The 26704-nt window shown below is 69.7% G+C and carries 25 protein-coding genes; 9 read left to right on the top strand and 16 right to left on the bottom strand.

Annotation, left to right across the window (positions count from 1 at the left end):
* Positions 1 to 10: 10 nt before the first annotated feature.
* From JW592_RS17655 to JW592_RS17645, 3 genes are all read right to left on the bottom strand, one after another.
* On the bottom strand, positions 11 to 1687 hold the full coding sequence (locus JW592_RS17655) for a pyridoxamine 5'-phosphate oxidase family protein (protein WP_229376263.1): 1677 nt from the start codon (positions 1685 to 1687) through the stop codon (positions 11 to 13).
* A 66-nt stretch (positions 1688 to 1753) separates the two neighbouring features.
* Positions 1754 to 3160, bottom strand: coding sequence for a globin domain-containing protein (locus tag JW592_RS17650; RefSeq protein ID WP_209266087.1), 1407 nt, complete (start codon positions 3158 to 3160; stop codon positions 1754 to 1756).
* Positions 3161 to 3371: 211 nt separating this feature from the next.
* On the bottom strand, positions 3372 to 4082 hold the full coding sequence (locus JW592_RS17645; protein ID WP_209266086.1) for an HAD family hydrolase: 711 nt from the start codon (positions 4080 to 4082) through the stop codon (positions 3372 to 3374).
* Between the two features lie 284 nt (positions 4083 to 4366).
* Here JW592_RS17645 and JW592_RS17640 point away from each other — a divergent pair, with 284 nt between their 5' ends.
* The gene (locus tag JW592_RS17640) at positions 4367 to 4870 is read left to right on the top strand and encodes a GNAT family N-acetyltransferase (protein WP_209266085.1); all 504 of its coding nucleotides are present in this window, start codon (positions 4367 to 4369) and stop codon (positions 4868 to 4870) included.
* Between the two features lie 171 nt (positions 4871 to 5041).
* Here JW592_RS17640 and JW592_RS17635 read toward each other — a convergent pair whose 3' ends face one another.
* The 3 genes from JW592_RS17635 to JW592_RS17625 all read right to left on the bottom strand — a co-directional run bounded on the left by JW592_RS17635 (position 5042) and on the right by JW592_RS17625 (position 7208).
* Positions 5042 to 5569 carry a YunG family protein gene (locus JW592_RS17635; RefSeq protein ID WP_229376261.1) on the bottom strand — a complete coding sequence of 176 codons (528 nt, stop codon included), beginning with the start codon at positions 5567 to 5569 and terminating at the stop codon, positions 5042 to 5044.
* Positions 5570 to 5685: 116 nt separating this feature from the next.
* Entirely contained in the window at positions 5686 to 6618 is a 933-nt protein-coding gene (locus JW592_RS17630) for an alpha/beta fold hydrolase (protein WP_209266084.1), read from the bottom strand.
* Positions 6615 to 7208 (bottom strand): TetR/AcrR family transcriptional regulator, encoded by a 594-nt coding sequence (locus JW592_RS17625; protein WP_209266083.1) that lies wholly within the window; start codon positions 7206 to 7208, stop codon positions 6615 to 6617. The genes JW592_RS17630 and JW592_RS17625 overlap by 4 nt, the downstream gene beginning before the upstream one ends.
* Before the next feature lie 395 nt (positions 7209 to 7603).
* Here JW592_RS17625 and JW592_RS17620 point away from each other — a divergent pair, with 395 nt between their 5' ends.
* Entirely contained in the window at positions 7604 to 8344 is a 741-nt protein-coding gene (locus JW592_RS17620) for a dienelactone hydrolase family protein (RefSeq protein WP_209266082.1), read from the top strand.
* A gap of 80 nt (positions 8345 to 8424) precedes the next feature.
* On the opposite strand, the gene map is transcribed toward JW592_RS17620, so the two are convergent.
* Complete coding sequence (gene map, locus JW592_RS17615; protein WP_209266081.1) at positions 8425 to 9192, bottom strand: type I methionyl aminopeptidase; 768 nt, start codon at positions 9190 to 9192, stop codon at positions 8425 to 8427.
* 77 nt (positions 9193 to 9269) lie between these two features.
* On the opposite strand from map, the gene JW592_RS17610 reads away from it, so the two are divergent.
* On the top strand, positions 9270 to 9545 hold the full coding sequence (locus JW592_RS17610) for a helix-turn-helix domain-containing protein (RefSeq protein ID WP_209266080.1): 276 nt from the start codon (positions 9270 to 9272) through the stop codon (positions 9543 to 9545).
* An 84-nt stretch (positions 9546 to 9629) separates the two neighbouring features.
* Here the strand turns inward: JW592_RS17610 and JW592_RS17605 are convergent, their stop codons facing one another.
* Complete coding sequence (locus tag JW592_RS17605; RefSeq protein ID WP_209266079.1) at positions 9630 to 10169, bottom strand: hypothetical protein; 540 nt, start codon at positions 10167 to 10169, stop codon at positions 9630 to 9632.
* 122 nt (positions 10170 to 10291) lie between these two features.
* Between JW592_RS17605 and JW592_RS17600 the strand changes: the two genes are divergently transcribed.
* Complete coding sequence (locus tag JW592_RS17600; protein WP_209266078.1) at positions 10292 to 10741, top strand: MarR family winged helix-turn-helix transcriptional regulator; 450 nt, start codon at positions 10292 to 10294, stop codon at positions 10739 to 10741.
* 241 nt (positions 10742 to 10982) lie between these two features.
* Here the strand turns inward: JW592_RS17600 and JW592_RS17595 are convergent, their stop codons facing one another.
* Together JW592_RS17595 and dnaB are read right to left on the bottom strand one after the other, a co-directional pair.
* Complete coding sequence (locus JW592_RS17595; RefSeq protein WP_209266077.1) at positions 10983 to 11753, bottom strand: class I SAM-dependent methyltransferase; 771 nt, start codon at positions 11751 to 11753, stop codon at positions 10983 to 10985.
* 306 nt (positions 11754 to 12059) lie between these two features.
* Positions 12060 to 14942 (bottom strand): replicative DNA helicase, encoded by a 2883-nt coding sequence (dnaB, locus tag JW592_RS17590; protein ID WP_209266076.1) that lies wholly within the window; start codon positions 14940 to 14942, stop codon positions 12060 to 12062.
* A gap of 495 nt (positions 14943 to 15437) precedes the next feature.
* Here dnaB and JW592_RS17585 point away from each other — a divergent pair, with 495 nt between their 5' ends.
* Positions 15438 to 16781: an MATE family efflux transporter gene (locus JW592_RS17585; RefSeq protein WP_209266075.1), complete on the top strand. Its 1344-nt coding sequence runs from the start codon at positions 15438 to 15440 to the stop codon at positions 16779 to 16781.
* Between the two features lie 220 nt (positions 16782 to 17001).
* Here the strand turns inward: JW592_RS17585 and rplI are convergent, their stop codons facing one another.
* The 4 genes from rplI to rpsF form a co-directional block, all read right to left on the bottom strand.
* Complete coding sequence (gene rplI, locus JW592_RS17580; RefSeq protein ID WP_209266074.1) at positions 17002 to 17448, bottom strand: 50S ribosomal protein L9; 447 nt, start codon at positions 17446 to 17448, stop codon at positions 17002 to 17004.
* Between the two features lie 18 nt (positions 17449 to 17466).
* Positions 17467 to 17703 (bottom strand): 30S ribosomal protein S18, encoded by a 237-nt coding sequence (gene rpsR, locus JW592_RS17575; protein WP_003978893.1) that lies wholly within the window; start codon positions 17701 to 17703, stop codon positions 17467 to 17469.
* Positions 17704 to 17726: 23 nt separating this feature from the next.
* The gene (locus JW592_RS17570; RefSeq protein ID WP_209266073.1) at positions 17727 to 18317 is read right to left on the bottom strand and encodes a single-stranded DNA-binding protein; all 591 of its coding nucleotides are present in this window, start codon (positions 18315 to 18317) and stop codon (positions 17727 to 17729) included.
* 137 nt (positions 18318 to 18454) lie between these two features.
* On the bottom strand, positions 18455 to 18745 hold the full coding sequence (rpsF, locus tag JW592_RS17565; protein ID WP_209266072.1) for a 30S ribosomal protein S6: 291 nt from the start codon (positions 18743 to 18745) through the stop codon (positions 18455 to 18457).
* Between the two features lie 245 nt (positions 18746 to 18990).
* On the opposite strand from rpsF, the gene JW592_RS17560 reads away from it, so the two are divergent.
* The 3 genes from JW592_RS17560 to JW592_RS17550 all read left to right on the top strand — a co-directional run bounded on the left by JW592_RS17560 (position 18991) and on the right by JW592_RS17550 (position 21654).
* The gene (locus tag JW592_RS17560; RefSeq protein ID WP_209266071.1) at positions 18991 to 19293 is read left to right on the top strand and encodes a hypothetical protein; all 303 of its coding nucleotides are present in this window, start codon (positions 18991 to 18993) and stop codon (positions 19291 to 19293) included.
* Between the two features lie 133 nt (positions 19294 to 19426).
* Complete coding sequence (locus JW592_RS17555; RefSeq protein WP_209266070.1) at positions 19427 to 20557, top strand: lipid II:glycine glycyltransferase FemX; 1131 nt, start codon at positions 19427 to 19429, stop codon at positions 20555 to 20557.
* Positions 20558 to 20622: 65 nt separating this feature from the next.
* Positions 20623 to 21654, top strand: coding sequence for an alanine racemase (locus JW592_RS17550; RefSeq protein ID WP_209266069.1), 1032 nt, complete (start codon positions 20623 to 20625; stop codon positions 21652 to 21654).
* 145 nt (positions 21655 to 21799) lie between these two features.
* Here the strand turns inward: JW592_RS17550 and JW592_RS17545 are convergent, their stop codons facing one another.
* Together JW592_RS17545 and JW592_RS17540 are read right to left on the bottom strand one after the other, a co-directional pair.
* A complete protein-coding gene (locus JW592_RS17545) occupies positions 21800 to 22882 on the bottom strand; it encodes an inositol-3-phosphate synthase (protein WP_209266068.1) in 1083 nt (360 codons plus the stop codon).
* A gap of 50 nt (positions 22883 to 22932) precedes the next feature.
* On the bottom strand, positions 22933 to 23589 hold the full coding sequence (locus JW592_RS17540; protein WP_209266067.1) for a PadR family transcriptional regulator: 657 nt from the start codon (positions 23587 to 23589) through the stop codon (positions 22933 to 22935).
* 376 nt (positions 23590 to 23965) lie between these two features.
* On the opposite strand from JW592_RS17540, the gene JW592_RS17535 reads away from it, so the two are divergent.
* Positions 23966 to 26668, top strand: coding sequence for a transglycosylase domain-containing protein (locus JW592_RS17535; RefSeq protein ID WP_209266066.1), 2703 nt, complete (start codon positions 23966 to 23968; stop codon positions 26666 to 26668).
* Positions 26669 to 26704: the final 36 nt, after the last annotated feature.

Here is a 26704-nt window from a genome sequence, read left to right as displayed (position 1 = left end):
TACGTGAGGGCTAGCCGAACCAGCCCTGAAAGGACGCGGCTTCGCGGTCCTGGTCGGATTCCGCGCCGCGGCCCCGTCGCTGCGCCTCGGCCAGCGCCCGTTCCGCCTCCAGCCGCCACGCGGAGATGTCGCGGGCGTGCTCGCCGCCCTCCACTTTCCCGGCGCGGGCCGACATCGCGGCGGAGACCGCCGAGGAGACCGTGGATACGGGGGACGGTGTCTCGGCCGCATGCCGCCGCTGCCGAGGCAACGGCACGGAGCCGGACCCCGGCCCGGCGCCGCCATCGGCGTCAGGACCGCTGCCGGGGGCGGTTGCCGGGTCCGGGGTGTTCCCGGACCCGGCTGTACGTTCCCGCTCCGGAGCGGGTCCGGCAGCCATAGTGGACGGGGCAGGCACCGACTCCTCGTCGTGCGCATTCGTGGGAGTGGACACGGGGGCGGGTGGGGCGGCAGGGGCAGGTGGCACGGCGGGCGCCGGTGGGGACACCGGGAACGGGGGGACCGGCGGGGTGGCGTCGTCGGGGGAGGCCACCGGTGCGGGTGACGCGGCGTCGCCGGCCGCAGCGGGCGGTGCGGGTGCGGTGGGTGGTGCGGGCGCGGGTGCGGTGGGCGGGGTGTCTGGGGCGTTCGGGATCGACGGGAGCCCGGGCGGCAGCGGTGGCGCCGCCAGTGTGAGCGTCTCCTCGGCCGGTACGCCCTCCGCCTCCTGCGGACCGCTCATCTCCGTCGGAGCGTTCACCTCCGTCGGAGCGTTCACCTCCGTCGGAGCGTTCACCTCTGCCGGGTCGCTCGCCTCTATCGGAGCGTTCACATCCGGCAAACCGCTCGCCTCTGCCGGAGCATTCGTCTCTGCCGGAACATGCACGTCTCCCAACGCGTGCACGTCTCCCAACGCGTGCGCGCCCCGCGCACTGCTGCCCGACCGGCCGCCCGCGGCGGTACGCGGGCTTCCGTTCGAGGCGGCCGGCTCCGAGACGGTCGGCTCCGAGACGGCCGCCGCTTCGCGGCGGGCCTCGCGGGCGTCGCGGGCCGCGCCGAAGAAGTCGCCGCCCTTGCGCTTGTAGTCGTCGGTGCCCCATTCGCGCGCCGGTCGGCGCGGCGCCTTCTGGAGGTGGGGGATGTGCTTGGCGCAGTGGATGTACGCCTCCTCCACATCGACCCTCACCCACAGCACGGCCCGCCGTCCGGGCACCGGGTCCTGCGGAAGGTCGGGGACCCAGGGGCGCAGTTCGGCGTCGTCCAGCACCTCGGCCCGGCCGTTGATGTGCAGTCCGATCCTGGCGCGGAGGAAGTCGATGAGGAGGAGCCCGACATGGGGGTTCTCCTGGATGTTTCCGAGGCTGGCGTGCACCCCGTTGCCGCGGTACTCGGGGAAGACCAGCGTGCGCTCGTCCAGGACCCGTAGGAACCCCGGAGGGCCGGCGCGGAAGCTGTTGTCGCACTCGCCGTGGCGGTCGGCGGTGGCGAGGAAGAACATCTCCTGCTGGTGGGTGAACTCCCGCATCCGCTCGTTCAGATGGTCGAGCACCTGGTCCTGGTAGAACCGCTGGGCACGGCCGTCGGAGCCGATCCGCTGCTGGAGCGCGCGCTCCCCGTCGCTGCCGGGCGGCCGCCGTCCCGGAGGACCGTGGTCCGTGCCCGCTATGTGCCCCGCGGATCCGCCGCCGTATCCGTTCGCGTCACTCAACGCCGCCACTCGTCCCTTTCGTCAACCGGCCGGCCCTCGACAGCCACGATCCGCACACCCCACCACTCAAGCCCCCTGCCCGACCAGTTCGTCGAGGGAATCGTGCCGTATGCGGTGGGTCGGGATGCCGCAGCCGACCAACGTCTCGACCCCGGTCCTGATCATTCCGGGCGGCCCGGACAGATAGCCGTCGTAAGCGGACCAAGGGCCGTATCTGCGTACCGCGTCGGGGAGCTCGCCCGCAAGCGCCTCGGCGGCGGCGCGCGCCCGGCCAGCCGCGACGACGGGGCGTACCGACAGCCAGGGATGGCGTTCCTGGAGGCGCAGCATGGTGTCCAGGTCGTAGAGGTCGTGATCGGTGCGCGCACCGTAGAAGACCTCGACCGGGCGCGGCCTGCCCTGCCCCGCCACGTCCTCGACCAGCGCCTTGATGGGTGCGATTCCGGTGCCGCCACCCAGGCACAGCAGGCCGCTGTCGGCCCGGTGGTCGACGATCATCGAGCCGGCGGGCGGGCCGAGTCGCAGCACATCGCCGGGGCGGGCGCGCTGCACCAGCGCGCTGGAGACCCATCCGGCGGGCACCGATTTGACGTGGAAGGTCAGCAGGCCGTCGGGGCGGGGTGCCGAGGCGAACGAGTAGTGCCGCCACACCCGCGGCCACCAGGGCGTCTCCAGGCTGGTGTACTGCCCGGCCCGGAACGGGTACGGCTTGTCGGGGCGTACGGTGATCACGGCTATCTCCGGCGTGCGCAGCTCGTGCGAGACGATCTCCGCATCCCACCAGGCCGGTGCCCGCTTCTCGTCCTCGGCCGCCGCGTCGATCATCGTCTGGGAGATCGCGGTGTAGGCGCGTACCCAGGCCGCCTCGGTGCGCGGCCCCCAGCTTTGCGGCGTGTAGCGGGCGATCGCGGCCATCAGGCACTCGCCGACGGCCGGATAGTGGGTCGGCTGGGTGCCGTACTTGCGGTGGCCCCGGCCCAGATTGCCGAGGTATTCGGTGAGGATCTTGCCGTCGTCGTAGAGGCGTACGGCGGTCAGCAGCGCGCGGAAGAGCCGGTCGCGCTGGTTGTCCATGGCGGCGGGGAACATCTCGCGCAGGTGCGGATACTGGACGAACAGCAGCGCGTAGAAGTACGCGGTCGCCGCCTCGGAGGAACGTTCCAGCTCCGCCATGGAGGTCCGGATCAGCTCGGAGTCGGCGAGCTGGTCGGTGGGGGCCGCCGAAGCTCGGCTCTCGGGCGCCGCCGACGGGGTGGGGGCCGCCGCCGCTTGCGGCGGTGCCGGGTGTGGTTCCGCTTCCGGTACCGGTTCCGGCTCAGGTGCGACCGTCGTGGTGCCCTGCGGGGTCGCTGCCGTATCAGGTGCGTCTGGCGCGGGGCGCTCCGCGGGTGCGGCATCGGACGCCGGGGTGAACCATCCCCGTCCGCCGCTGCCACCGGCGGACGCACCGTCGCTGCCCGACATGGTGGTCATGCTCGCCTCGCCTCGTACCTCTTCCGGACGTTCTGTGCACATCCGTGTTCCGAAAGTTTCGGTAAACCGCCCCCGGCCAACATCGAGCAAGGAAACCTTTGCAGTCCTTACATCACGTTGCGGGAGGGACCCGACCATACCGTGAAGCCTTCACGCCACAACCCCTGTTCGCGGTTCCACCGAATTCCGTCATTCGGAACTGGAACATGAATTACCGTGGCAGGGAGACGAGTCCGTACGCGTCCCTGAGATCACGACCGGTGTAGTGGTGCGAAGCGAGGGAGCGCACATGCTGATCGGCGTTTACCGCCACCGAGACCGGGACGGTGGCGAACAGCTCGGCGTCGGAGAGTGAGTCCCCGTAGGCCACGCAGTCCTCGGCCCGGACCTCGAATTGGGCACACAGCTCCTTGGCGATCATGACCTTTGACGAGGGCGAAAGAATCCCCGCCGGCTCCAGGGGACGCATCGGGTACTTCGTACTTCCGTTCGGAATTGCGCGCGGAACGTCCGGCCACCGTGAACCGTGGGTAACGTCGGCCCCCCAATCGAGTAGTCGGCGCACAAAGAAATCCGGCGACAGCGAAATGACGGCGCACCGCTCCCCGTCCTCCCTGATCCGCGCCCACACCTCCCGGATACCCGCCAGCCACGGCGCTCCCGCGAAGGCGGCCGCCACGGTCTCGTCGGTGAGCGCCGACCACAATGCGCAGGCCCGCTGAGCGAACTGTGGGGGCGTCAGTTTCTGGTCTGCAAAAGCGCGTTCGAGCTCTCTGATCTCGCGCTCCACACCCAGCTGCCGCGATATCTCGACGGAGGCCGCCGAGCCGTACAGCAGAGTGCCGTCCAGGTCGAAGAGATGGAGTCGAGGTCGGCGCCGTCCCGGCGCCGTTCGCGGAGTCGCCTGCTGAGCCGGTTGCATACTCGCGATCGTACGGCCGTGCGAGCGCGGGGCGCGATCAGTTCGCCGCCGCGCGCAGGGCCGCCGCGCGCAGGGCCGCCGTGCACCGGATGGCAGGTGAGGTGCTCCGAGCGCAGCAGCGCAGGGTGCGCGCCCCGGAGGGGCGCGGGGGAACGGCGCTCCCCCAGCCTTCGGCCGGGAGGTACCCCCGAGCCGCAACCCACCCGCAGCCTGCGACGGGCAGCAAGGGGCAGCCCCGACCCAGCTACACCCGCCGGAAACGCCGTAGGCGTAGGGTGCCGAGGATGACCACGACTTCAGCCGGCGCGGCGACCCCGGCCGCCGAGCCGCCCGCCGAGGAGTTCACCGTCCGCCGGGCGACCGCCGAGGACATCCCCGAGATCGTCGCCATGCTCGCCGACGACCCGCTCGGCGCCACCCGCGAGACGCCGTCCGATCTCGCCCCTTACCGCGCCGCGTTCGACCGGATCGACGCCGACCCCAACCAGCACCTCGTCATCGCCGAACTGGACGGCGGGACGGTCGGCACCCTGCACCTCACGGTCATCCCGGGCCTGTCCCGGCGTGGCTCGGCGCGCTCCCTCATCGAGGCCGTACGCATCCACGCCGACCACCGGGGCAGCGGCATGGGCACCTGGCTCATCGAGTGGGCCGTCGCCGAGTCACGGCGCCTGGGGTGCGTGCTGGTGCAGCTGACCTCCGACGCCACCCGCGTCGACGCGCACCGCTTCTACGAGCGTCTGGGCTTCCAAGCCTCACACCTAGGCTTCAAGATGCCCCTGGCCTGAGCGGCCACCAGCACTCACCCCTCGCAAGCGCGCCCCCTCCCAGCGCGCCGCACCTCACAGGCGCGCCGCACGCTCCAACAGAGCCAGGAAGTCGGCGCGGGTGCGGCTCGCGTCGCACATAGCCGTCCTTCTCCGGCTCGTGGAGGATCCGGGCCGAGGAGACGCACCGCCTCATCCGGCACCGCGCCGGCCTCGGCAAGGTGCTGCTGATCCCCTGACGGCCGACCCGCCCCGGGGACCGGAACCGCACGCGCCCTGTGCCGTACCGGCCGGGAGACCGAGCCGCTCCCACACCCGCGCGCGCAGCAGGCCGTACTCAGCGGCTCTGCGCAGCGAGTGCCCCATCGGGCGCGGCACGGAGACGCCCTCCATGACGACCTGCCCGGCGCGGAACTGGTCGCGGGTGAGATCTATCTCGGAGCCGTCCGGCAGCCTGTTCCACCAGTGGAAGCCCTGCCGCCGGCCGTTCTCCGCGTACACCTCCCCGCACATCAGCTCCCCGCCCAGCAGATCGTGCACCACCAGCGCCGTCACGTCGCACTGCCCCCACGCGGGGTTGGCGGGGCTCCAGCCCGCCCGCTCCAGCTCGTCCGGGGCACACGTGTCAGCGCCCCAGGACGCCCGCAACGCCCCCTCGATCCGGCCCAACTCCGAAGCACCCACGCCCACACCGGAAACCCCGACCGCATCCACACTCATGTCCGCAAGCATGCCCCACGGGACTGACAACGACCCCTGCCGACCGCGTCACACGACGGATCCGGCAATCGCCGCCCTGGCCATCGACGCCTTCCCCTCCCTCCTTACGGCGCCCGCTACGCGACCGGTGCCGAGTCCGCCTTCGACGGTGACGGCCTCCGGCCCTGGGAGGCCGTGGCGTGGAAGGCGTGCCGCAGGAGCGCGCCGAACTCCTCGGGGTGCGTGGTCAGTCCGGTGTGCCCACCGGGGAAGTGCAGCAGCTCCGTGCCGAGGCGCTGGGCCAGGAAGGCGGCCGGACGGTAGGGCAGCTCGCCGCGTGAATCCTGGCCGCAGGCGAGCACGAGCCGGTCCGAGAACGCCTCCAGCCGCTGAACGTCCGGGACATAGGACATGAAACCGGGCACGATGCGCCCGACGAAGTACGGGAGGTTCGCCATCGTCTGCTCGGCCCGCCCCGCGGCCTGCGGTGGAAGCCTCGTCTCGACCTCCTGCTCGGCCCCGGCCACCGGCTGCTCAGCAGCGTCGCCGTCCTCCTTCGGCCCCGCGTCCTTCTTCAGCCCCGCCGCGAATACGGCCATCGCCGGCATGAGCCCCCGTGTGCGGAACGTCTCCCGCACACGGGCGACGAGTGCGCGGTGTTCGGCCGCGTCCGGCAGGACCTCCACCACTGGCGGCTCGTGCGCCACGACACGGGCGACGCGTTCGGGGTGGGCAGTGAGCAGATGCAGCGCGGCGATCGCGCCCGAGCTGGCGCCGAACACCCGGGCGGGCTCACCGGGCGACAGCAGCTCCAGCATCCGGAACGCGTCATCGGCGTGCTCGGAGACCCGCTGCTCGGCTTCGGGGTCGTCCAGCGTGCTGCGGGACATACCGCGCGGATCGTAGGTCGCGACCGTGTACGCGGCGGCCAGTTCGTCGACGATGCCGTCGAAGGACGCCGCGCCGCCGGCCCCGCCGGGGATCAGCAGCAGAAGCGGCCCTTGACCGCGCACTTGGTAGTGCAGGGTCGCGCCGTGCACGCGCAGGCTGCCGAGGGTCGGACCGGTCATGCGGAATCTCCTTCTCCGGAAGAGGGCCAGCGCTCCAGAAGGGCGTGCAGCGCTTCAAGGGCGCGAGGCCAGGACTGCTGCGGCGAACGCTCGTGCGCGAAGCCGCCCGCCGCCTCCAGGGCGACGAACCCGTGGAACGTGCTGCGCAGCAGCCGTACCGCGTCGGTCAGGTCGGGCTCGGCCAGCCCGTAGCCGCGCAGCATGCCGTACGTCAGCTCGACAGCGCGCCGTGGTCCGGGCGCTCGGGCGACCAGCTCCGGGTCGATCCGGACCTGGGACTGCGTCGCCGTGTAACGGCCCGGATACCGGTGGGCGTACTCCCGCCAGGCATTCGCGAACGCGATCAGCGCGTCCTTGCCCGCGCGCCCGGCGGTCGCCTCCGCGATACGGATGGTCTTCTCGTCCGCCGCCAGCAGAGCGATCCGCCCGCGCAGCTCCTCCAGGCTGCGGACATGCGAATAGAGGCTCGCGTCCTTCACACCCAGCCGCCGCGCCACCTGCGACATGGTCACCTGGTCGAGCCCGACCTCGTCCGCCAGCTCGGCAGCCGCGATCGTCACCCGCTCCGCCGTCAGCCCGGCCCTCGCCATGCACCCTCCTCGCGTCTCCTTGGGCTTCTAGCTATAGCCTAGAACCCCTAGGTACCGTGGCGCGAGCGATTTACCAGGAGGGGGTTCACCGAGCCGCGAAAACGACGACCTCGCTGCCCGGCGGAGCCACGTCACGCCAACCGCGTCGCCGCCGTCGGCCACCGTCAGCCGCTGTCAGCCGCTGTCAGAAGCGGCTCGTTCACGGTCACCACGATTGCGTCAGTGAACGCAAAGCCAGCCCCCCTCGACCGGCTGACGGCCCTCGGCAAGCCATCACGGGTCTCCGGCGGCCAGGACCGCAGACGGCGGACCTCGCCCGGAGCCGATCACCGCACCGTTCTGCCCACGGTGAAGACCGGTCCATCCCGCCCTCACGATCACTACAGTCCGGTCCCATGACGATGGTCACCACACGCACGGTCGAGTACCCGGCCGACGGCCTCACGATGGTCGGGCACCTCGCGCTCCCCGCCGGTGCCGACCACCGGCCCGCGGTCCTGATCGGGCCCGAGGGACCGGGGCTCAACGACTTCCAGCGCCACCGGGCCGAAGCGCTCGCCGAACTGGGATACGTGGCACTCGCCTTCGACATCAACGGCGGACGGTGGTTCACCGACCCCGAGGAGATGCTGGCGCACACGACACCCCTGCTCGCCGACCCGGACCGGATGCGGGGTATCGGCCACGCGGCGCTCGACGTGCTGCGCGCCGAACCGCGGACCGACGCCGACCGGATCGCCGCCGTCGGCTACGGCACCGGCGGCGCGATCGTGCTCGAACTCGGGCGCGACGGCGTCGACCTGCGCGCGATCGGCACGGTCAACGCGCTGACCACGGGCCGGCCGGGCGAGGCGGCACGCATTCGCTGCCCGGTGTGGGCCGGGGTCGGCTCGGAGGACCCGATCATGCCGCCCGCGCAACGGGACGCGTTCGCCGCCGAGATGCAGGCCGCGGGCGTCGACTGGCGCCTCGTCGTCTATGGCGGCGCGCTGCACGCCTTCCACCATCCGCCGGTCGACCAGACCGTGGTCCCCGGCGTCGGCCACCATCCACGGCATGCGGAGCGAGCCTGGCGCGACATCGTCGCCCTGCTCGCCGAATGCCTCCCGGTGACGGAGCCGGCCGGAGCCGCGTAGACCGAACCGCCCCCCCAGGCCCCCCCAGGCCCCCCGTCCCGGACGACCACCACAGCAGCTCCCGTCAGAGCTGCCGTTTCTCAGGACAGCGTGAGGATACGAGGTCCTTCTTCGGTGATGGCGACGGTGTGCTCGATGTGGGCGGCTCGGCTGCCGTCGGTGGTACGGAGAGTCCAGCCGTCCGCGTCGGCGCGGTAGTCGTCGCGGCCGCCGGCCAGGAACATGGGTTCGATGGCGAGGGCCAGCCCGGGGCGGAGGGGGAAACCCCGGCCGGGACGTCCCCGGTTGGGGACATGCGGGTCCTCATGCATACGGCGGCCGATGCCGTGGCCGCCGAAGTCGGCGGGCATGCCGCAGCGGGCGGCTCGGGCGGCAGCGCCGATGGCGTGGGAGATGTCGCCGACGCGGTTGCCGGGCCGGGCGGCGGCAATGCCTGCCTCGAGTGCCCCCTGGGTCGCCTCGATCAACTCCAGATCGGCGGGGCGCGGGGTGCCGACGGTGAAGCTGACGGCGGCATCACCGGTCCATCCGTCGAGTTCGGCACCGCAGTCGATGCTGACCAGGTCGCCGTCGCGCAACCGGTAGCCGCCGGGGACGCCGTGCACGATGGCGTCGTTGACCGAGGCGCAGATCACTGCGGGGAAGGGGGTGGGGGCGAAGGACGGCCGGTAGCCGAGAAACGGCGACCCGGCCCCGGCCCGGCTCAGTACGGCGCGGGCCGCCTCGTCCAGTTCCCGCAGGGACACCCCGACCCCGGCCGCTTCCCGGACGGCGTCGAGTGCCTGGGCCACCACACGGCCTGCCTCCCTCATCGCGTCCAGCGCCGTCTTCGTCTTGAGCTCCACCATGTCCCGCGCCTCCCTCTCTCCTCAACCGAGGCCAATTTTTATACCGGTATTAGTATCACGGTATTAGAATCGCGAGCATGGTGAGGACACCTCTGACTCCGGAAGAACGCCAGCGCGGAGAGTGCCTGGGCGCGCTGCTGCGTCAGGCGCGCGGCGAACGCAGCATGGCCGAGATCGCCGCGGCGGCCGGGGTATCGGCCGAGACGCTGCGCAAGATCGAGACCGGACGGGCCCCCACCCCGGCCTTCTTCACCGTGGCAGCCCTGGCCACCGCGTTGAAACTCTCACTGGACGACCTGTCCACGGCCTGCACCCAGGAATCCACCTGGCCCGAACAGGCGCTGTCAGCCTGACAACTCCGTCTCCTTCCCTCGTGGTTCTCGCCTTGGGGCGGGCCGAACGAGAGGGAGAAACCGGGTACCGCGCGCATACGGTGCTCAGCGGGCGACGCGGCGAGCAATGCGCAGCGCGCCGAGGTCGACGGTGGCTCCCGCGAGGCGGGCACGGACGAGGACGCCGACGGTCCGGACGGTGATCATGGCCAGAACCATGAGGACGAACGCGGTGCCATAGGTGGCGGCCGGTACCTGGTGCCGGGTCGAGAACGTCGCGAGGGCGTGGCCGAACCAGTGGGTGGAGCCGTACGCGAAGCCCAGGCGCAGGACCATCGCGGCCGTCCACAGTGCCGCGTAGGGCCAGCCCGCGACGGTGACCAGGCGCGAGTCGGCCGGGTCGCGGCGAACCTGGATCAAGGCGATCGAGGCCAGGCCGAACAGCAGGCCGACCGCGAGCCCGGCCGCCTCGATCAGGTGCGCTGTGCTCCCGGGGGGAATCTCCTTGAGGTATTTGAATCCGACACCCGCGACGATGGCCACCGGCAGGAGTAGCCGCCTGGCATCCGGACGCCGTGTGCCGAGCTGGGTGGCGAGTATCACGAGGAACAGGCCGGTGTAGAGCAGGTAGTCGCCAAGGCTCACGGTTTCTCTCCAGGGGATCGGGCTCACCATTTACATCTCCGAAGATGTATCTCTGGAGATAGATCTGTCAAGATACATCTGTTGGAGATGCATCACTGGAGATGTAACTTGGAGGGATGGAGATGAGCGAGCTGTATCAGCTCGGCCGCCGCCTGGCCGAGATCGCCCTCGAAGACATGGGCGCAGACGCACCCGATCTCGCCCCCGGTGAGTTCCTGGTCCTCCAGGACCTCTTCTTGAACGGCCGCAGCGCCGTAGGCGACATCGCCAAGCGCACCGGCCTGGCCCAGAGCCGCGTCTCCACCAGCGTGCGGACCCTGGTAGGCCGCAGCTGGGTCACCACCGCAGCCGACCCTGCCGACGGTCGCAGAACCCTGGTCGACGTCACCGAGGCGATCCGCGCCGCCGGCGAACAGCGCCGCGCCGGACGCGCCGACAAGACCCTGACCAACGCCCTGGCCGGGGCGGACGACGAAGAGCGAGCCGCCCTCATCGCCGCACTCGCGCGCCTCCACCAACTCCTCGTCGCAGGCCGCACACAGCGCCGGTTCCCGGACACGGTCACCCCCTGAACCGCCCGGCAGCCCCCACTGGAACCTCGCTGCCCTCGCCCGAACATCACGGGGGAGAACGTGACACGGAAGCAGAGGCCCCCATGGGCCGTTGCCGCGTCAGCCGGGGATGTAGGTTCTCAGCTTCGCTGTCCGGCGGCGGATCTGTGACCTGGGCTCCGCTTCCTTGTCTCAGGACGTGCCGTTTGGCGGTTGTCTCAGCAGCATGGCATTTCCCCAGCTGGGGACGGTGTGCATCCCATCAGGCAGTCCGGCCGACGAGCACGGAGACCAGGACCTGCTCGGGGAAGGGCTCCGCGCCCGGCAGTGCCCTCCGGACGTTCTCCTCGAACGCCGGTCGCTGATCGATCCTCGGTAGTTGCTCTGCGGGGATGGCGGAGTAGAGACCGCCGATGACCTGCTGAAATGTCAGCTCGTCTGGGTAGGAGACCGTCGTGCTCCGCACGTCTGAAAAGCCGGCGTCTTCGAGGGCCTGTGCATACCGGACCCGGTCCTGATCAGCGGTCCCGCAGGATGCGGTCAGTTCAGTCTCGAAGTGCTGTTCCAGGCAGGTGCGCAGAGCGCGGGACCAGGCAGTGTCCTGTAGCCATAGCGGTGCCCCGTTGGCGACCACGGCGATGCCTCCGCCTGCGCGGAACAGCGGGAGCAAGTCCCGGAACAGGTCGTCGTGCCGCATCCAGTGGAGAGCCTGCCCGACGACGGTCATCGCAAGGGAAGACGCGTGGCCCAGCAGCATGCCGAGTGCAGGAACGTCGGTGTCGGCGCCGAGCACCCAGGTGGCGTTGCGGACTTCGCAATGGCTTGCGGCTGCACGAGCAAGACGAAGCATGTCCGGCTCGGGGTCCATGCCGATCACCGATCGGACTCGGGGAGCAAGCGGGAGGGCGAGCTGCCCCGTGCCGCATCCGAGGTCCAGGACGCTGTCGTCTGTTGTCAGGGAGAAGTAGTCCTGGAGGAAGTCGAGCACTTGCTGGGGGTATCCCCGCCGGTACTTCGCGTAGTACTCGGCCACGTCTCCACTGAACCCAACAGTCATGAAGGCACTATGTCGGCCGCTCGTCCGCCTGAACAACCTCACGAGCAGCTGATCGCTGCGAACGTGTGGGTGCGCCGCAGCTCCTCCAGTCATGCTGTGGGGAGTCGCCGCTTGAGGTCGGCTGCTGCGGCGCCGGCGGCCCGCTGGTGGCTGGAGCTGGGGGGAGCAGGGTGTCGGGCCAGCAAGTATCGGACGAACACAAGGGTGGTCGGGAGACGGTCGGCCGCAGGGACAAGTCCAGCGGCACCACCTGACGGAGACAGAGAACCTACAACGCTGCTGCTACGTCTGGGCCATGTCGACGAAGCGTGAGTAGTGGCCCTGGAAGGCGACCGTGATGGTGGCTGTGGGGCCGTTGCGGTGCTTGGCGACGATCAGGTCGGCCTCGCCGGCGCGCGGGGACTCCTTTTCGTAGGCGTCCTCACGGTGCAGCAGGATCACCATGTCCGCGTCCTGCTCGATACTGCCCGATTCCCTCAAATCGGACACCATCGGCTTCTTGTCCGTGCGCTGTTCGGGGCCGCGGTTGAGCTGGGAGAGGGCGATGACGGGGACCTCGAGCTCCTTGGCCAGGAGCTTGAGGTTACGGGACATCTCCGAGACCTCCTGCTGACGGCTCTCGGGGCGGCGGGAGCCGCCCGTCTGCATCAGCTGGAGATAGTCGATGACGATCAGCTGGAGATCGTTGCGCTGCTTGAGGCGGCGGCACTTGGCGCGGATCTCCATCATCGACAGGTTGGGTGAGTCGTCGATGTACAGCGGCGCGTCGGTCACCTGCGGCATCTGACGGGCCAGCCGCGTCCAGTCCTCGTCCGTCATGGAACCGGACCGCATATGGTGCAGCGCCACCCGCGCCTCGGCGGACAGCAGCCGCATCGCGATCTCGTTCCGCCCCATCTCCAGCGAGAAGATGACACTGGGCATGGCGTGCTTGATGGAGCAGGCCCGGGCGAAATCCAGTGCGAGCGTGGAATTGTGTGTGGGGATCATGGACCTCGTGGCGAGGTACAAATGGTCCGCGTTGTCCACCTGGACGCAGCGCACGGGCACGCTCGGTACGGGCCGCACGGAGGTGATGAACCGGGTGCGCGTACGGGGGTGGCTGTCCCGGCCGCGTTCCTTGTGCGCCAGCCGCTTGCGTTCCAGCCGGAAGACGTCGTCGGGCGTGGTGAACGTGACTTCGTACAAAGTTGACGTCTCGTCGCTGCGGCCACGCACCCGACGCGTCGACCATCCGCAGCGGTAGCCGAGGCTCACGACCAGCTCCCGGAAGTCCTCGGCCAGTCGTCGGTTGGTCACGGCGAAGCTGACGGACCCGGTCCTGTCCGCGGTGCCGTCCGTGTCCAGAAGCCCCGCCAGCAGCGCTCGGCGCTGCACCTGAGAGGCCCGCAGGTAGCTCTGGGGAATGTGCTTGTCCCCCAGCACGGTCAGGGAACGGAGGATCGCCTGGACACTGCCCTTGCTGCGGGAGCAGTCTCCGCACCGCGGAGGGGTCATGGCGGAGTGGCACGGCTTTCCGCAGTCGGCACAGCTCGTCGTCGGCTCCGGTGGCGAGAGGAACCGTGCCCGGCCGCCACAGGAGCGTCCGCAGCTCCTGACGTGTGGGAGCTTGGGGAGGAATGACCTGCCGCAGACGACGCACACCCGCTCGGCCGGGCGTCGGCGGGGCTCGGCCAGCTGGATTCCGTAGGTCGCCGTCGCCTCGCCCACCGGCGAGGTGAGGTATCCCTCGGCCTCGATGTTGAGCAGCACTTCAGGGTCGACCGTGGTGATGCGGGCGGCGGCGGAGTGGCCGTCACCGAGCCACGCGCCCAGCAGGTACGGCGCGAGGGGGAGGTCCTGTTCGGGAAGGTCCAGGGGCGCCGCGTTGCGCACCGAGTGATTGAGCCGGGCGTCGGCCGTTCGGCAGCGCAGCGTATCGGCGATTTCCCGGGTGGTCCTCACCGAGGGGAGGACGCGTGGAGTGCTCCCGTCACCCTTCGCGGCTGCTCCTTGTGCGGCACGGCGTGCGGCGCGGGTATCGGTCCGCCACTGGTGCTCGGCGTCCGCCACAACGGTGGTGCCGTCGTCGAACGTGACCTCGTAGCAGTCGCGGTCCGTCATGACGTCGGTTGCCGCGGTGACCCTGGTCGGCTTGCCGTGTGCGTCGAGCAGCTCGTCCCCGACCTGGACCTCCCCCATCGTCGTCCACCCGTGAGGCGTGGGCAGCGGGGTGTCCAGCGCCAAAGCCTTACCCATAGCAGGGCGCGCCGCGATGACGATCATCTGGCCGGGGTGGAGGCCGTTGGTGAGGGAGTCCAGGTCGGTGAAGCCGGTGGGGACGCCGGTCATCTGGCCGCTGCGGGAGCCGATGGCCTCGATCTCGTCGAGGGCGCCTTCCATGATGTCGCCGAGCGGGAGGTAGTCCTCGGAGGTGCGCTGTTCCGTGACGGCGTAGATCTCGGCCTGGGCGCCGTTGACGATGTCGTCGACGTCTCCGTCCGCGGCATAACCCATCTGGGTGATGCGGGTGCCGGCCTCGACCAGCCGGCGCAGGATGGCGCGCTCGTGGACGATCTCCGCGTAGTACTCGGCGTTGGCCGCTGTGGGGACGGCCTGGACGAGGGCCTGGACGTAGCCGGGACCGCCCACGCGGGCGATCTCGCCGCGGCGGGTCAGCTCGGCGGTGACGGTGATGGGGTCGGCGGGCTCGCCCTTCGCGTAGAGGTCGAGGATCGCCTGGTAGACCGTCTCGTGCGCGGGCCGGTAGAAGTCGTTGCCCTTGAGGACCTCGACCACGTCGGCGATGGCGTCCTTGGACAGCAGCATGCCGCCGAGGACGGACTTCTCAGCCTCCAGATCCTGCGGCGGCACCCGTTCGAAGCCGCCTGGCGGGCCCTCGGGGCCGCGTTCGTGCTGTTCGGGGAGGGCGAGTGCGGAGCCGGCGCCACCAGAGCTGGAACCGGCGCCGCCGGAGCTGCCGCGGGAGCCGTTCCCGTAGCCGTTTCCATAGCCGTTGCCGCGTCCGCTGCCGGAGCTGTTCCCGGAGCCGTCTCCCGGGCCGTTGCCCGGTCCGCTTCCCTGGCGGTGCTGCGGTGGCTGGGCCGCCTGCGGCGCGGTGTGGAAGCCCCCCTCGGCGAGGTCTGCTGCCCACGGGTCTTCCACGTGTTCGGGCTGCTGCGTCACCCCGCCTCGCCTCCTCCCACAGGTCGTTCTGCCACAGGTCCCTCAGGTCCTGTCGTAGGGCACAGTCTTACGGCACAGCACTGACAAACGCTGGCAATCGAGCCGCCCGGCCCGGGTTACGGCGCGTCGGTCCGACGGTGAAGAACGCTGGAGAAAAGGGTGAACGGGGAACGGGCGCTGGTACACGGTAGGCGGCCCGTACGGTTCAGCCAATCACCTTATCCACAGGGTGGTGTGGACAGCCGGGGTCAACCTGTGGAGAAGCCGCCGAAAGCTGTGCACGAGTCGGGGGACAGCGCTGTGGATTACTTGTACGACCGCCGCGCACACCCGTTCTGACCTGCACATTTACCATCCACGGGCTGTGCGGGGAAAAAACTTCGCAGCCATCCCCCCAGGAGGATCACCCAGGGTGCTCAAGCCTGCCGCGTACACCGTCAAGTAAGCGGCAACAACCCCTTGCACTCATTACCTGTGGATGTTTGGATCGAACCTATGAGCCCCGCTTCCCCGACCACGCGCGCCACCGTGCGGCGCCACGACCGTGAGATCATCGCGCTCGCCCTCCCCGCCTTCGGCGCACTCGTCGCGGAGCCCCTCTTCTTGATGGCCGACAGCGCCATCGTCGGCCACCTCGGCACCCCTCAGCTCGCCGGGCTCGGTGTCGCCGCCGCGCTCCTGCAGACCGGCGTCAACGTCTTCGTCTTCCTCGCCTACGCCACCACCGCCGCCGTCGCCCGCCGCCTGGGCGCCGACGACCTGCCCGCCGCACTACGGCAGGGCCTCGACGGCATCTGGCTGGCGCTGATCCTCGGCGCCCTCGTCGTCGCCGCGGTCCTGCCGACAGCGCCCGTGCTCCTCGACGCGTTCGGCGCCTCAGCGACCGCGGCACCGTACGGCACCACCTATCTGCGCATCAGCGCGCTCGGCATCCCCGGGATGCTCGTCGTCCTCGCCGCGACCGGGGTGCTGCGCGGGCTCCAGGACACCAGGACCCCGCTGTACGTGGCCGTCGGCGGCTTCAGCGCGAACGCGACGCTCAACGCGCTGCTGGTCTACGGCGCCGGGCTGGGCATCGCCGGCTCCGCCTGGGGAACGGTGCTCGCCCAGTGGGGGATGGCAGCCGTCTATCTCACCGTCGTGGTCCGGGCAGCCCGGCGGCACGGCGCCACCCTGCGGCCCGACCTCGCCGGAATCCGCGCCAGCGGGCGGGCCGGGGTGCCGCTGCTGATCCGTACGCTCTCGCTGCGCGCCGTCCTGATGATCGCCACCGCGGTCGCAGCGCGGATGGGCGACGCGGACATCGCGGCCCACCAGATCACGCTGACCCTGTGGACGCTGCTGGCCTTCGCCCTGGACGCCATAGCCATCGCGGGCCAGGCCATCATCGGCCGCTATCTCGGCGCCTCCGACGCGGAGGGCGCCAAGGCTGCCTGCCGCCGGATGGTGCTGTGGGGGGTGGTGTCCGGAGTGGTGCTGGGGGTGCTCGTCGCACTGGTGCGCCCCCTGTTCATGCCGATCTTCACCACGGACCAGGCCGTGATCGACCAGCTGACGCCGGTGCTGCTCGTGGTCGCCCTCACCCAGCCCATCGCAGGCGTCGTCTTCGTACTCGACGGAGTGCTGATGGGGGCCGGCGACGGTCCGTATCTGGCGGGCGCCATGCTGGTGACGCTCGCGGTCTTCGCCCCGGTCGCGGTGGCGGTCCCGGCTCTCGGAGGCGGCCTCACCACGCTCTGGTGGACGATCGCGGGCCTGATGATGGGCACCCGCCTGGTCACTCTGGCCCTACGCGCCCGCTCCGGCCGCTGGGCGGTGACGGGCGCGGTACGCGCGTGAGCGCCCCGAAGGGGCGAGCCCCGAAGAGGCGCGGGGAACTGCGCGACCAACCAGAAAACAACGCGCAGCCCGCAACCCACAGCCAGGGGCACCCCAACAGCGGGGGCGAAGCCCCAAAAGAGAAGCCCCAAAAGAGAAGCCCCAAAAGAGAAGCCCCAAAAGACGGAGGGCGCACCCCTCACGGGGTACGCCCTCCCATCGGCTCGAGCCGAGCGCAGCGTTACGCGGCGGCGACGTCGACGCCGACCGTGGCACTCACATCGGCGTGCAGCCGGACGGCGACCTGGTGGGCGCCGAGCGACTTGATGGGCGAGCCCACCTCGATGCGGCGCTTGTCCACGTCGGGACCGCCGGACGCCTTGATGGCGTCGGCGATGTCCGCCGGGGTGACGGAGCCGAACAGCCGGCCCTGCTCCCCGGCCCGCACCTTGAGGCCGACGCGCAGGCCCTCGAGCTGCGACTTGACCTCGTTGGCCTGCTCGATCGTCGCGATCTCGCGGATCTTGCGGGCCCGGCGGATCTGCTCGACGTCCTTCTCGCCGCCCTTGGTCCAGCGGATCGCGAAACCGCGCGGGACCAGGTAGTTGCGGGCGTAGCCGTCCTTCACCTCGACGACGTCGCCGGCGGCACCGAGGCCGGAGACCTCGTTGGTCAGGATGATCTTCATGATGTGGTCACCCTTCCCTTATCGCGCGGTCGAGGTGTAGGGCAGCAGCGCCATCTCACGGCTGTTCTTCACAGCCGTGGCGACGTCGCGCTGGTGCTGGGTGCAGTTGCCGGTGACCCGGCGGGCACGGATCTTGCCGCGGTCGGAGATGAACTTCCGCAGCAGGTTCGTGTCCTTGTAGTCGACGTAGGAGATCTTCTCCTTGCAGAACACGCAAACCTTCTTCTTCGGCTTGCGAGCAGGCGGCTTCGCCATGTCTCTACTCCTATGAGTTTCGCTCAGAAGGGTGGCTCGTCCGAGTAGCCGCCACCGTTGCCACCGGGGCCACCGCCCCAGCCGCCACCGCCGCCCTGGCCGCCTCCGGCCGGGGCGCCTGTGGCCCACGGGTCTCCCGCGGGGGCGCCACCGCCCTGCTGGCCGCCGGGGCCACCGGGGCCGCCGCCCCAGCCGCCACCGCCGCCCTGGCCGCCGCCACCGCCGAAGCCGCCGCCCTGGCCGCCTCGTCCGGTGGTCTTGGTGACCTTGGCCGTGGCGTTGCGGAGGCTGGCGCCGACCTCGTCGACGTCCAGCTCGTAGACCGTGCGCTTGATCCCCTCACGGTCCTCGTACGAGCGCTGCTTGAGGCGGCCCTGCACGATGACGCGGGTGCCCTTGGTGAGGGACTCGGCGACGTTCTCCGCCGCCTGCCGCCAGACCGAGCAGGTCAGGAACAGGCTCTCGCCGTCCTTCCACTCGTTGGTCTGCCGGTCGAAGGTGCGGGGGGTGGACGCGACACGGAACTTCGCGACCGCCGCACCGGAGGGGGTGAAGCGCAGCTCGGGGTCGTCGACGAGATTGCCGACGACCGTGATGACGGTCTCGCCTGCCATGGGTGAACCTCTCGGCGTGCTGCTGGCTGCTGTGGTGCGTGGTGGTGCTCGATGGAGCTGTGGTGCGTGGCGCCCGGGGCCGGTACGGAAGCTGGTGTCCGGAGCCCCTGGTGCCCGGTGCTACTCGGGAGTCGGCCTCAGTGGGTCGACGGGCGGAGGACCTTGGTCCGCAGGACGGACTCGTTCAGGTTCATCTGCCGGTCGAGCTCCTTGACCACAGCGGGCTCGGCCTGCAGGTCGATGACCGAGTAGATGCCCTCGGGCTTCTTGTTGATCTCGTAGGAGAGACGACGACGGCCCCAGGTGTCGACCTTCTCGACCTTGCCGTTGCCCTCGCGGACGACGGAAAGGAAGCTCTCGATCATGGGGGAGACAGCGCGCTCCTCCAGATCGGGGTCGAGGATGACCATCACCTCGTAGTGACGCATGTGGAACCCACCTCCTCTGGACTCAGCGGCCACGGTCGTTCCGTGGCAGGAGGGTCGTGATGCGTTTCCGCGCCCTTTGACGGACCAGGCCCTCGGCGGGCCGGTGGAATGCCACGGGGCGCAGACAGGCCAGCCTACCTGGCTGCGGCCTTCCGGTTGAAATCCGGGGGTAACCCGGAGCAATCTGGACACCTCAGATGTGAGCGGCATTACAGTCCGCGCCACGCTCTGACAGGAGGTGCCGTATGGCACAGGCAGTGCGCTGGAACCATCCCTTCTCCTATCTGAACTCCGACGGCAAGCGGCATCCGGTGGAGAACTCCTTCGCGACCGCGACCATGGTGCTGGGCCTGATCGCCGTCATCTCCGCGTGGTGGCCGGGGCTGCATGTGCTCGGCTCGTGGACGGGGCTGGCCGGCATCCTGACCGGGGCCTGGGGCCAGTACATCTCGGCGACGACCGGTGAACGGTTCGTCACAATCATCGGACTCGGCGCCGCGGCGGTCGGCTTCTATCTGGGTGTGGCACACGGGGGCCTGGTGCCATAGCCTCCGGCGGCCCCGCCCCAGCCTTCGGCGGCCCCGCCCCGCTCCCCTTCGGGGCGCAGCCCTCATACGCCAAGGGGCGGGGCAGTAGGCTTCCCGGCGAGCATCAGTCAGTTCGCCGGAGGAGCGTCCCGCCATGAGCCTGACCCTGAGGACCGTCAGCCGAGAGCAGCATCTGGCGTATATCCAGAGCCTGCCGTCGGCAAGCCACTGTCAGGTGCCCGCCTGGGCGGACGTCAAGAACGAGTGGCGCGCGGAGAATCTGGGCTGGTTCGACGAGCGGACGGGCCAGATGGTGGGCGCCGGGCTGGTCCTCTACCGGCAGCTGCCGAAGGTCAAGCGGTACCTGGCGTATCTGCCCGAGGGTCCGGTCATCAACTGGTACGCGCCCAACCTGGACGAGTGGCTGCGTCCGATGCTCGACCACCTCAAGAAGCAGGGCGCCTTCTCCGTGAAGATGGGCCCGCCCGTGGTGATCCGGCGCTGGGACGCGGCCGCCATCAAGAAGGGCATCCAGGACCAGGACGTCAAGCGGCTGCGGGACATCGAGGCCACCCATATCGAGCCGCGCGCCTTCGAGGTCGCCGACAAGCTGCGCAGGATGGGCTGGCAGCAGGGCGAGGACGGCGGCGCGGGCTTCGGCGACGTACAGCCCCGCTACGTCTTCCAGGTGCCGCTGGAGAACCGCTCCCTCGAAGAAGTGCACAAGAACTTCAACCAGCTGTGGCGCCGCAACATCAAGAAGGCCGACAAGGCCGGTGTGCAGGTCGTCCAGGGCAACATGGCCAACCCGTACGACCTGGACGAGTGGCAGCGGCTGTACGAGATCACCGCGGAGCGCGACAAGTTCCGCCCCCGCCCCAAGGCGTACTTCCAGCGGATGTGGAACGTCCTGAACGCCGAGGACCCGCAGCGGATGCGGCTGTACTTCGCCGAGCACGAGGGCGAGCGCATCTCCGCCGCCACGATGCTGGTCGTCGGCGGCCACGTCTGGTACTCCTACGGCGCCTCGGCCAACCACAAGCGCGAGGTGCGGCCGTCCAACGCGATGCAGTGGCGGATGCTCCAGGACGCCTACGCGCTGGGCGCGAGCGTCTACGACCTGCGCGGCATCAGCGACTCGCTGGACGAGAACGACCACCTGTTCGGCCTGATCCAGTTCAAGGTCGGCACCGGTGGGCAGGCGGCCGAGTACCTCGGTGAGTGGGACTTCCCGCTCAACAAGCTGCTGCACAAGGCGCTCGACATGTACATGTCGCGGCGCTGAGCGCGCTCCCACGCGCCTGACAGCCCGACCTCCAGACTCTCCTTCAGAAAGGTTCCGTACCGGCCATGGCGCTCTCCCTCTATGTCGACACCGATCGCTGGCGGGCGCACCAGCAGACGGTGATTCAGCAGTTCCCGGGAATCGTTCCGGTCTGCAAGGGCAACGGCTACGGCTTCGGCCACGAGCGCCTCGCGGACGAGGCCACCAAGTTCGGCGCCGACATACTGGCCGTCGGTACGACCTACGAGGCGGCCCGCACCAAGGACCTGTTCGGCGGCGATCTGCTGGTGCTCACCCCGTTCCGCAAGGACGAGGAGCCGGTGCCGCTGCCGGACCGCGCCATCCGCTCGGTCTCCTCGGTGGAGGGCGTGGGCCTGATGCGCGGGGCCCGGGTCGTCATCGAGGTGATGAGCAGCATGAAGCGGCACGGGGTCACCGAGCAGGACCTGCCGCGGCTGCACGCCGCGATCGACGAGGTCCGCCTGGAGGGCTTCGCCATCCATCTGCCGCTGGACCGGGCCGACGGCTCCGACGCGGTGGAGGAGGTCATCGGCTGGATGGACCGGCTGCGGGCCGCACGGCTGCCGCTGGACACGATGTTCGTGAGCCATCTGAAGCCGGAGGAGTTCGCCGTCCTCCAGCAGCAGTTCCCGCAGACCCGCTTCCGCGCCCGGATCGGCACCCGGCTGTGGCTGGGCGACCACGCGGCCACCGAGTACCGGGGCGCGATCCTGGACGTCACCCGCGTCGCCAAGGGCGAGCGGTTCGGCTACCGGCAGGCCAAGGCCACCGGTGACGGCTGGCTGGTCGTCGTCGCGGGCGGCACCTCGCACGGGGTGGGCCTGGAGTCCCCCAAGGCGCTGCACGGCATCACGCCCCGCGCCAAGGGTGTGGCCCGCGCGGGCCTGGCCACGGTCAACCGCAACCTCTCCCCGTTCGTCTGGGCCGGCAAGCAGCGCTGGTTCGCGGAGCCGCCGCACATGCAGGTCTCCATCCTCTTCGTCCCGGCGGACGCTCCGGAGCCGCACGTCGGTGAGGAGCTCACCGCGATCCTGCGGCATACGACGACGACGGTGGACCGCACCGTGGACCGATAGAAACCTTCTCCGCCGCGGCGGCGATCAGTCACGACGGCGGTGCTTGCGGTGCCGAACTCACCGCAAGCACCGCACACAAGAGGGGCCCGGGGACGAATCCCCGGGCCCCCTCATCGGCTGAGCCGCAGCGGCCGGCGCCCAGCGCTCAGCGCTCGACCTTGCCGTCGATGAAGTCCTGCACGTTCTTACGCGCGACGTCATCGAAGTACTGCACCGGCGGCGACTTCATGAAGTACGAGGACGCCGAGAGGATCGGGCCGCCGATGCCGCGGTCCTTGGCGATCTTCGCGGCGCGCAGCGCGTCGATGATGACGCCCGCCGAGTTGGGCGAGTCCCATACCTCGAGCTTGTACTCCAGGTTCAGCGGAACGTCACCGAAGGCGCGGCCCTCCAGGCGGACGTACGCCCACTTGCGGTCGTCCAGCCAGGCGACGAAGTCCGAGGGGCCGATGTGCACATTGTCGGCGCCCAGGTCGCGGTCGGGGATCTGGGAGGTGACGGCCTGCGTCTTGGAGATCTTCTTGGACTCCAGCCGCTCCCGCTCCAGCATGTTCTTGAAGTCCATGTTGCCGCCGACGTTGAGCTGCATCGTGCGGTCCAGGATGACGCCGCGGTCCTCGAACAGCTTGGCCATCACGCGGTGTGTGATGGTGGCGCCGACCTGCGACTTGATGTCGTCACCGACGATCGGCACACCGGCGGCGGTGAACTTGTCGGCCCACTCCTTGGTGCCCGCGATGAAGACGGGCAGCGCGTTGACGAAGGCGACCCCGGCGTCGATGGCGCACTGGGCGTAGAACTCGACGGCGGACTGGGAGCCGACGGGCAGGTAGCAGACCAGGACGTCGGCCTCGGAGTCCTTGAGCGCCTGGACGACGTCGACGGGCGCCGCGTCGGACTCCTCGATGGTCTCGCGGTAGTACTTGCCCAGACCGTCGTAGGTGTGGCCGCGCTGGACGGAGACACCGGTGGGCGGCACGTCGCAGATCTTGATGGTGTTGTTCTCGCTGGCGCCGATGGCGTCGGCCAGGTCGAGGCCCACCTTCTTGCCGTCGACGTCGAAGGCGGCGACGAACTCGATGTCGCGCACGTGGTAGTCGCCGAACTGGACGTGCATCAGACCCGGCACCCTGGCGTCCGGGTCGGCGTCCTTGTAGTACTCGACGCCCTGGACCAGCGATGCGGCGCAGTTGCCCACGCCGGCGATGGCTACGCGAACCGAACCCATTCCGGTTGCTCCCTGTTTGTTCTCGCTGAGGCTCGCGACGGAGCGCGGCCTCATCTGTCGGTGTTGTCGGACGGACCCGGCGCTGGACGGTCCTGACCGGTCTGACGCCCCTGCCGCCCCGAACGCTCGGTGCCCTGCCGCTCGCTCTCGATGAGCTCGCTGAGCCAGCGGACCTCACGCTCCACGGATTCCATGCCGTGGCGCTGGAGTTCGAGCGTGTAGTCGTCGAGGCGCTCGCGGGTACGGGCCAGCGAGGCACGCATCTTCGCGAGCCTCTCCTCCAGCCGGCTGCGGCGCCCTTCCAGTACGCGCATGCGGACATCGCGCGAGGTCTGGCCGAAGAAGGCGAAGCGGACGCCGAAGTGCTCGTCCTCCCAGGTATCGGGACCCGTCTGGGAGAGCAGCTCCTCGAAGTGCTCCTTGCCTTCGGCCGTCAGCCGGTAGACGATCTTCGCCCGGCGCCCGGTGAGCGGTGCTGCCGCCTGCGCGCGTCCGGACTGCTGCTCCTCCGGCTGTCCGCTCGTCTCCTCCACCAGCCAGCCGCGCTGCACCAGCGCCTTGAGGCAGGGGTAGAGCGAGCCGTAGCTGAAGGCGCGGAAGACGCCGAGCGAGGTGTTGAGCCGCTTGCGCAGCTCGTACCCGTGCATCGGTGACTCGCGCAGCAGACCGAGTACGGCGAACTCGAGAACGCCTGAGCGCCTGCTCATCGTCCGCCCACCTCCGTCCACAGCCGCTTATCCCGCGCTTATCTCGCTCTGATGTATCGACTCGATACATCCCGACGATAGAACGCTGCTTCTGAAGCGACAAGAGGGGGGCCGGTGAAGGGACGCACATCACCGATTCACCGCAGTCCCTTTGCGTCGATTGAGGCGAATACGGCCTAAGGAAGGTTTTGAAGCTGCGTAGTCTGTCGGCTGTGCAGACCACGAGTACTGGGAACCAAGCGACGTCGAGGAGCGTCCTCGTCCCCGGTGCAGTGCGCCCGGGTCCGGTCCTTCCGTCCTGGCGCACTCGGGGGGACCAGAAGCCAACTGCCACCTTCAGGCGCAAGGGCCGCCTGCCCGAGGAGTAGCTGTTCCAATGAGCGGAAACCGTCGAAAGCCGCCGCAGGGGCGCGGCCGTCGTGCGGCGCAGCCGCCACCGTCCCCTGGTCGTCGCGCAGCATCGCGCGGTGGCGGGCAGGCACCGCCCTCAGCACCGGGCCCCGACGGATACGGCCGCCGAGACGCACAGGGCCACCGGTCGGAGCCGGGGGCGCCCGGACACGGTGGCCGAGCCGAGGCCAGGAGAGCCGCACAGGGCGGCGGACGGCGGCGGGCCGCCGCTGCCGCGAACGCACAGGGCGGCCGGCGTGCGGCCGGGGGCCGGGGGCGCGGGCGCGCAGTGCCGGAGCGCAAGCGCTTCATCGACTACCCGCGCGCCGGCAAGGACGGCCTACGGCGCTGGATCCCGTCCTGGAAGCTGATGACGGGACTGTGCCTCGGCTTCCTGGCGCTGCTGGTGGGTCTCGCGGGCATAGCCCTCGCACTGGTGGACGTGCCGAACCCCAAGCTGGCCGCCAAGGCGGAGAAGAACGTCTACTACTGGAAGGACGGCACGCAGATGGTGGTCGCCGGCAAGGGCGACCGCAATCGGCAGATCGTCGGGATCAACGAGATCCCCAAACACATGCAGTGGGCCGTCATCGCCGCCGAGAACGAGTCCTTCTACCAGGACAGCGGCGTCGACCCGATGGGCATCGCCCGTGCGGTCGCCAAGATGGCGATGGGCGGTGAGACCCAGTCCGGCTCCACCATCACCCAGCAGTATGTGAAGAACACCTACCTCGACCAGTCGCAGACCCTCACCCGTAAGGCCAGGGAGCTGCTGATCTCCATCAAGGTCGGCGCGAAGATGGAGAAGAAGGACATCCTCGCCGGCTATCTGAACACCGGTTACTACGGGCGCGGCGCTTACGGCATCCAGGCCGCCGCGCAGGCGTACTACCGGGTGGACGCCAACAAGCTGTCCGCGAGCCAGAGCGCTTTCCTGGCCGCGACGCTCAACGGCCCGAACCTCTACGACCCGGAGGGCGGTGTCGGCTCCGCCGCGACCCCGGAGAAGAACCTCAAGCGGGCGAAGGCCCGCTGGTCCTGGACGCTGGACCGCGAGGTGGCCACAGGACATATGAAGAAGTCCACCCGCGACGCGATCAAGGCCAAGGGCTTCCCGATGCCCAAGGAGCCCAAGAAGTCCACCGAGCTCAAGGGCCAGATCGGCTACCTGGTGGACCTGGCCAACAACTACATCACCAACGACTCCACCCGCAGCGGCATCTCCCAGCGCCAGCTCGAACGGGGTGGCTACCGCATCCACACCACCTTCGAGAAGAAGAAGGTGATGAAGCTGCGGAAGACCGTCGAGCAGGTGCAGAAGAAGAACATCGATCCGGACAAGCGCGACGTCGACAAGTACGTCCAGTTCGGCGGGGCCTCGGTCCGGCCGCAGGACGGCGCGATCCTCGCCATCTACGGCGGCGCGGACGCGACCACCCACTTCCGGAACAACGCCGACTACACCGGTGTCCAGGTGGGCTCCACCTTCAAGCCGTTCGTGATGGCGGCGGCGATGCGGGACGGGGTGCGCGATCCCGAGGGGCCACCCGAGCAGGGCCCGAGCACGCGCACCAAGGTCTCGCCGAAGAGCATCTACAACGGCGACAACAAGATCAAACTGCGCAACTACAACGGCACCGTCTGGCACGACAAGGACGGCAACGAGTGGCACCAGAGGAACGACGGCAATGAGAGCCGCGGGATGATCACCCTGCGGACGGCCATGCAGTTCTCGGTGAACACCCCGTTCATCCAGCTCGGTATGGACGTCGGCACGGACAAGGTGAAGCAGGCGGCGCTGGACGCGGGCGTCAACGAGGACAGCCTCGCCAAGACCACGCCGACCTTCTCGCTCGGTACCTCGGCGCCCAGCGCCATCCGGATGGCCAGCGCCTACGGCACCTTCGCCACCAGCGGCACCCACACCGAGCCGTACTCGGTCACCAAGGTCGAGCGGAAGGGCGAGGTCAAGTACCAGCACAAGAAGGTGTCCGAGGCCGCCTTCGACCGGCCCGTCGCCGACAACATCACCAACATGCTGGAGACCGTGGTCCAGAAGGGCACCGGTACCACGGCCAGGGGCCTGGGCCGCCCGGCGGCGGGCAAGACGGGTACCACGGACGACAACAGGTCCGCCTGGTTCACCGGCTACACCCCGCAGCTGTCCACCTCGATCGGCATGTGGCGGGTCAACGACACCGCGAAGAACCAGAAGTTCCTCAAGATGTACGGCGTGGGCGGACAGGAGAGCATCCACGGTGCCTCCTTCCCTGCCGAGATCTGGACCAAGTACATGAAGGAGGCCCTCAAGGGCTCGCCCGTCATGAAGTTCCCGGTGCCGGAGCCGATCGGTGAGAAGGTCTACGGCGACGGTGCCAGCCCCTCGCCGACGCCGACCGAGACCTCGGCGCCACCAACGCCGTCGGACGAGCCCAGTGAGACGCCGTCGGACGAGCCCAGCGAGTCGCCGTCGAACTCCCCGTCCTCGACGTCCTCGTCCTGCCCGCCGCTCAACCCGGACTGCGACGAGCAGAGCAACGGGAACGGCAACGGCGGTAACGGCGGAACGGACGGACCGGGCGGTGGACCGGGAGGCGACTCCGGGGACACCGGCGATACCGGCGATCCCGGTGGCAACGATTCCGGCAGCAACTTCTTCGGTGGTCCCACCGGCAGCCGGAGAGAGTGAGGGGCGGCAAGCCCCGGCGCGTCCGATCGGCCGTCT

Origin of the sequence: Streptomyces spirodelae, assembly GCF_017676385.1 — a bacterium.
GTDB lineage: Bacteria > Actinomycetota > Actinomycetes > Streptomycetales > Streptomycetaceae > Streptomyces > Streptomyces spirodelae.
Note: the sequence above shows the minus strand (reverse complement) of the source record. Positions and strands in the feature narration are given on the sequence as shown.

Coding starts and splice junctions, on each gene's coding strand:
- JW592_RS17620 (WP_209266082.1), top strand. CDS start 7,604: ATGACGATGGTCACCACACGCACGGTCGAGTACCCGGCCGACGGCCTC.
- JW592_RS17640 (WP_209266085.1), top strand. CDS start 4,367: ATGACCACGACTTCAGCCGGCGCGGCGACCCCGGCCGCCGAGCCGCCC.
- JW592_RS17630 (WP_209266084.1), bottom strand. CDS start 6,618: ATGACCGGTCCGACCCTCGGCAGCCTGCGCGTGCACGGCGCGACCCTG.
- rplI (WP_209266074.1), bottom strand. CDS start 17,448: ATGAAGATCATCCTGACCAACGAGGTCTCCGGCCTCGGTGCCGCCGGC.
- rpsR (WP_003978893.1), bottom strand. CDS start 17,703: ATGGCGAAGCCGCCTGCTCGCAAGCCGAAGAAGAAGGTTTGCGTGTTC.
- JW592_RS17545 (WP_209266068.1), bottom strand. CDS start 22,882: ATGGGTTCGGTTCGCGTAGCCATCGCCGGCGTGGGCAACTGCGCCGCA.
- JW592_RS17625 (WP_209266083.1), bottom strand. CDS start 7,208: ATGGCGAGGGCCGGGCTGACGGCGGAGCGGGTGACGATCGCGGCTGCC.
- JW592_RS17600 (WP_209266078.1), top strand. CDS start 10,292: ATGAGCGAGCTGTATCAGCTCGGCCGCCGCCTGGCCGAGATCGCCCTC.
- JW592_RS17650 (WP_209266087.1), bottom strand. CDS start 3,160: ATGACCACCATGTCGGGCAGCGACGGTGCGTCCGCCGGTGGCAGCGGC.
- JW592_RS17540 (WP_209266067.1), bottom strand. CDS start 23,589: ATGAGCAGGCGCTCAGGCGTTCTCGAGTTCGCCGTACTCGGTCTGCTG.
- JW592_RS17610 (WP_209266080.1), top strand. CDS start 9,270: ATGGTGAGGACACCTCTGACTCCGGAAGAACGCCAGCGCGGAGAGTGC.
- rpsF (WP_209266072.1), bottom strand. CDS start 18,745: ATGCGTCACTACGAGGTGATGGTCATCCTCGACCCCGATCTGGAGGAG.
- JW592_RS17570 (WP_209266073.1), bottom strand. CDS start 18,317: ATGGCAGGCGAGACCGTCATCACGGTCGTCGGCAATCTCGTCGACGAC.
- JW592_RS17535 (WP_209266066.1), top strand. CDS start 23,966: ATGAGCGGAAACCGTCGAAAGCCGCCGCAGGGGCGCGGCCGTCGTGCG.
- JW592_RS17550 (WP_209266069.1), top strand. CDS start 20,623: ATGGCGCTCTCCCTCTATGTCGACACCGATCGCTGGCGGGCGCACCAG.
- JW592_RS17645 (WP_209266086.1), bottom strand. CDS start 4,082: ATGCAACCGGCTCAGCAGGCGACTCCGCGAACGGCGCCGGGACGGCGC.
- map (WP_209266081.1), bottom strand. CDS start 9,192: ATGGTGGAGCTCAAGACGAAGACGGCGCTGGACGCGATGAGGGAGGCA.
- JW592_RS17585 (WP_209266075.1), top strand. CDS start 15,438: ATGAGCCCCGCTTCCCCGACCACGCGCGCCACCGTGCGGCGCCACGAC.
- JW592_RS17555 (WP_209266070.1), top strand. CDS start 19,427: ATGAGCCTGACCCTGAGGACCGTCAGCCGAGAGCAGCATCTGGCGTAT.
- JW592_RS17560 (WP_209266071.1), top strand. CDS start 18,991: ATGGCACAGGCAGTGCGCTGGAACCATCCCTTCTCCTATCTGAACTCC.
- JW592_RS17635 (WP_229376261.1), bottom strand. CDS start 5,569: ATGAGTGTGGATGCGGTCGGGGTTTCCGGTGTGGGCGTGGGTGCTTCG.